A 4,663-nucleotide genomic window follows, 5' to 3' on the forward strand; every position below is an offset into this window, starting at 1 on the left:
GCCCCGAACGGCTCCCTCCCCCGCACCACCTCCGCCGAGACCCTCGCCACCATGCAGGCCGCCGTCCTCACCGGCGAGACCCTGTGGATCGGCTACGTCAACGCCGAGGGCTCCGCCAGCCAGCGCGTCATCGCCCCGATCCGCGTCGAGGGCGGCTTCGTGACGGCCTACGACCACACGGCGGACGAGGTCCGCACGTACCCGCTGCACCGCATCACGGGGGTCGCGGAACTGGCGGACGGCTCCGTGTAGCGCCGCATCACGATGCCCGTCACCTGTGCGTCGTCACTCGCACGGGTGTACGCGACGGATCATGCACGCCACGCCGGGGACTTCCCACCCTTGAGGGACATCCAGGGACATCTCGCATCGCGGCGCGAGCCGCCGGGCAGCCACTCGACGTCCCGCTCGGGCTGGACCAGGTGCCCTGTTCCGGCCCAAGCAAGCGCAACAGAAAGGCAGTTGTCCCATGCGCACTACTCGTCGTGTCGCCACCGTCCTGATCGGAACCGCCGCGCTGCTCGGTGCCCTCGCCTCCCAGGCCGCGGCGATCGGTATTGACTTCGCCGGGGGCGCGGGCATCGTCATCTGACCCGCCCCGCACACCCCTCGGGCCGGACTCGACGCTCGAATCCGGCCCGTCCCCACCTGAGGCCCCCTCTGAGGTCCCACCCGATTTCGAAAGGCGCGAAAGTCCTCATGCGTTCTCGTGTTGTCGCCACCACCCTGCTCACCGCGGCCGCCCTCATCGGCGCGCTCGCCTCTCAGGCCCAGGCGGCGCCCGCGCTGCCGCTGCCCCTCCCGGTCGCCGCCACCGAACCCCTCGTCACGGAGGTCGGCAACGTCGAGGGGCCGCTGTTCCACAACGTCAATCTGGCCACGCCGCAGTAGCGCGCCGCATCCGGTAGCTGTCCCCGTCGAGCCGGATGATCTCCGCGTGGTGCGCGAGACGGTCGGCCATGGCGGGGGCGGCGCCGCCGAAGACCTCCTCCCAGCGGTCGAGGGGGCGGTCGCTGGTCACGATCAGCGAGGCCCGCTCGTAGCGGTGGGCGACGAGCCGGAAGACGAGGTGGGCCGTGGCCGCGTCGAAGGGTGCGTAACCGACCTCGTCGATGATCAGCAGCGGGTACGCGTCGAGCGAGGCCAGTTCCCTGTCGAGCCGGCCGCCGTCCCGTGCCTCGGTCAGCCGGTGCGCCCACTCCGCGGCGGTCGCGAACAGCACCCCGTGCCCCGCCTGGCAGGCGCGCACGCCGAGTCCGATGGCGAGATGCGTCTTGCCGGTGCCGGGCGCTCCGACGAACACCACGTTCCGGCGGGCGGCGACGAAGTCCAGCTTGCCGAGGCGGGCGACGGCCTCCCGGTCGAAGGACCGCGGGTGGCCCTCGTCGAACTCCTCCAGCAGCTTCCGGGAGGGGAATCCAGCGGCCTGGATACGGGTCTCCACCCCACGGAGTTCGTACGGCACGGAGTGTTCGGTGGCGGTGGGGGTGGGGGTCGCCGAACGGTCCGCCAGCTGGGCCGGAATCGTGACCGGCGAGGGAGCCGGCACCGAGTCCGGGAAGGTCTTCGGCTCAGGTTCCTGGGGAGCCGACCGAGCCGCCTCCTGCCCGCTGTGCGCCTCGTGGCTGTTGTGCGTGTTGTGCGTGTTGTGACCCTTGAGGTCATCGTGGCCTGCGTGCGCCGATCCCGCCCCGGACATGTACCAGAGGATCGCCGCCGAGACGATGAACGCCATGTGGATCACCGTCCCCCACATCAGCGAGTGACGGGAGGTGTGGTGCACGTCCACGAACATCTGGAGAAGATGGACCGAGGAGATGCCCACGATGGCGGTGGCGAGCTTCACCTTCAGGACGTTGGAGTTGACGTGCGAGAGCCACTCGGGCTGATCGCGGTGCCCCTGGAGGCCGATGCGTGAGACGAAGGTCTCGTAACCGCCGACGATCACCATGATCAGCAGGTTGGCGATCATCACGACGTCGACGAGCTTGAGAACGGCGAGCATGACGTACGTCTCGGTCGCCTGCCCGGTCACGCACCGGAGAATTAAATTCCACAGTTCGTAGAAGAACTTGTAGACGTACACCCCCTGTGCGGCCACCAGGCCGAAGTACAAGGGCGCCTGGAGCCACCGGGTGGCGAACAGGGCGTACCCGAGCGTCGTGCTCGGCGGGGAAGCGTCGGGCGTGAGCGGCTGACCGTGAGTTGTCTGCACGGTCCGCCATTCTTCGGAAGCGAAGCCGCATATCAGAATTCCCGCCACTCATTGGAATGAATAGACATTCAATAGGACGGGACGCGGACGGGACACGGGCAGGGCGCGTACGGGACGTGTGCGGGACACGTACGGGAGGCGGCCAGGGCGCGGACGCCCACCCGGTCCACGACCGCAGGCGCCGACGATCAGGCACACTGGACGTTTGGCCGACCGGAAAGGGTGCCACGCGTGAATGGTCCACTCATCGTCCAGAGCGACAAGACCCTCCTGCTCGAGGTCGATCACGAGCAGGCCGACGACTGTCGCCGGGTGATCGCGCCGTTCGCGGAGCTGGAGCGGGCGCCCGAGCACATCCACACGTACCGGGTGACGCCGCTCGGGCTGTGGAACGCGCGGGCCGCCGGGCACGACGCCGAGCAGGTCGTGGACGCGCTGGTGGAGTTCAGCCGGTACCCGGTGCCGCACGCGCTGCTCGTCGACATCGCGGACACGATGGACCGGTACGGGCGGCTGACCCTGTCCAAGCACCCGGCCCACGGGCTGGTGCTCACGACCACCGACCGGCCCGTACTGGAGGAGATCCTGCGCTCGAAGCGGATCATGCCGCTCGTGGGCGCCCGGATCGACCAGGACACCGTCGCCGTGCACCCTTCCGAGCGCGGGCAGATCAAGCAGACGCTGCTGAAGCTCGGCTGGCCGGCCGAGGACCTCGCCGGGTACGTCGACGGGGAGGCCCACTCCATCGAGCTGGCCGAGGACGGCTGGGCGCTGCGGCCGTACCAGAAGCAGGCGGTGCAGAACTTCTGGCACGGCGGGTCAGGGGTTGTCGTCCTCCCCTGTGGTGCGGGGAAGACCCTCGTCGGGGCCGGGTCCATGGCCCAGGCGAAGGCGACCACCCTCATCCTCGTCACCAACACCGTCTCCGCCCGTCAGTGGAAGCACGAGCTGGTGCGGCGTACGTCGCTGACCGAGGAGGAGATCGGGGAGTACAGCGGTACGCGGAAGGAGATCCGGCCGGTCACCATCGCCACGTACCAGGTGCTGACGACGAGGCGAAAGGGCGTCTATCCGCACCTGGAGCTGTTCGACTCCCGTGACTGGGGGCTGATCATCTACGACGAGGTGCATCTGCTGCCGGCTCCCGTCTTCAAGTTCACCGCGGATCTGCAGGCGCGTCGGCGCCTGGGTCTGACGGCGACGCTCGTACGGGAGGACGGCCGTGAGTCGGACGTCTTCTCGCTCATCGGGCCCAAGCGGTTCGACGCGCCCTGGAAGGAGATCGAGGCGCAGGGGTACATCGCGCCCGCGGACTGCGTCGAGGTCCGGGTGAATCTGACGGACGCGGAGCGGCTGGCGTACGCGACGGCCGAGACCGAGGAGAAGTACCGCTTCTGCGCGACGACCGAGACGAAGCGGAAGGTCACGGAGGCGCTGGTGCGCCGCTTCGCCGGGCAGCAGACGCTCGTGATCGGCCAGTACATCGACCAGCTCGACGAGTTGGGCGAGCATCTGGACGCGCCGGTCATCAAGGGCGAGACGAGCAATGCGCAGCGGGAGAAGCTCTTCGAGGCGTTCCGGCAGGGTGAGATCAGCGTGCTCGTCGTGTCGAAGGTCGCGAACTTCTCGATCGACCTGCCGGAGGCGACGGTCGCGATCCAGGTCTCGGGAACCTTCGGCTCCCGCCAGGAGGAGGCTCAGCGCCTCGGCCGCGTGCTGCGTCCGAAGGCGGACGGTCACCAGGCGCACTTCTACTCGGTTGTCGCCCGCGACACCCTTGACCAGGACTTCGCGGCCCACCGCCAGCGCTTCCTGGCGGAACAGGGGTATGCGTACCGGATCGTGGACGCGGACGAGCTTCTTGCGGGGAGCTGAGCACGGGTTCAGGAGCCCGAGGGCTCAGCGGTGGCGGCGTACGCCCGCTTCCTCGCCGTACTCGCCCAGCAGGATCACGTCGAACGCGGCGGAGGCGAAGACCTTGACGGCGCGCAGGGCGTCGCCGACGAGGTGGCGGTGGTGACGGTCGTCGAGGGCGGTCGCGCCGGGCGGCGCGCCGTGCCGGGCGGGGCCGGAGGCTGGGGTGAAGGTTGCTGCGCTCATGTCTCCATGATGCGATTCGGCCATTCGGGTGACATCGGCCTCCGGGCCGAACCTCCGCGACCCCCGCGTACGCCTCAGGGCTGAGCCCTCCCCCTAGAGACCCACTAGGGGGAACCAGGGGCAACCAAGGGCAACGAAAAACCGTTGGCTCACTCATCCACCCCTCGCCTAGAATCTCCGCTCTTGCCCGCCTCCCCTCGTGGAGTGCTGCCGACGGGACGGAAACCGGTCGGCCCCAGCCCCGCCGTACGACGCGTACGACCACGTACACCGCGTACGGCGATGAGGCACACCACGCAGCAGGATCCCCCAGGATCAAAGGCCCCGGAGGCAACCCCGTGTCCACCC

Annotated in this window: 6 protein-coding genes; 4 read left to right on the forward strand and 2 right to left on the reverse strand. The window is 69.1% G+C overall.

The genetic code is table 11. The features are described 5' to 3' along the window. The 3 genes from G5C60_RS49505 to G5C60_RS49510 form a co-directional block, all read left to right on the forward strand. Positions 1-252, forward strand: a 252-nt coding sequence (locus tag G5C60_RS49505) for a WYL domain-containing protein (RefSeq protein ID WP_165270689.1), incomplete at its 5' end; no start/stop codon positions are given. A gap of 217 nt (positions 253-469) precedes the next feature. Continuing rightward, complete coding sequence (locus G5C60_RS53470; RefSeq protein WP_277611501.1) at positions 470-592, forward strand: hypothetical protein; 123 nt, start codon at positions 470-472, stop codon at positions 590-592. A gap of 107 nt (positions 593-699) precedes the next feature. After that, positions 700-891, forward strand: a complete 192-nt coding sequence (locus tag G5C60_RS49510) for a hypothetical protein (protein ID WP_165270691.1) — start codon at positions 700-702, stop codon at positions 889-891. Here G5C60_RS49510 and istB read toward each other — a convergent pair. Beyond that, positions 869-2,215, reverse strand: coding sequence for an IS21-like element helper ATPase IstB (istB, locus tag G5C60_RS49515; protein WP_338146149.1), 1,347 nt, complete (start codon positions 2,213-2,215; stop codon positions 869-871). The genes G5C60_RS49510 and istB overlap by 23 nt on opposite strands. A gap of 231 nt (positions 2,216-2,446) precedes the next feature. Between istB and G5C60_RS49520 the strand changes: the two genes are divergently transcribed. Continuing rightward, positions 2,447-4,090, forward strand: coding sequence for a DNA repair helicase XPB (locus G5C60_RS49520; RefSeq protein ID WP_165270693.1), 1,644 nt, complete (start codon positions 2,447-2,449; stop codon positions 4,088-4,090). Between the two features lie 24 nt (positions 4,091-4,114). On the opposite strand, the gene G5C60_RS49525 is transcribed toward G5C60_RS49520, so the two are convergent. After that, on the reverse strand, positions 4,115-4,315 hold the full coding sequence (locus G5C60_RS49525; protein ID WP_165270695.1) for a hypothetical protein: 201 nt from the start codon (positions 4,313-4,315) through the stop codon (positions 4,115-4,117). Positions 4,316-4,663: the final 348 nt, after the last annotated feature.

The organism is Streptomyces scabichelini (genome assembly GCF_011045015.1).
Lineage (GTDB): Bacteria > Actinomycetota > Actinomycetes > Streptomycetales > Streptomycetaceae > Streptomyces > Streptomyces scabichelini.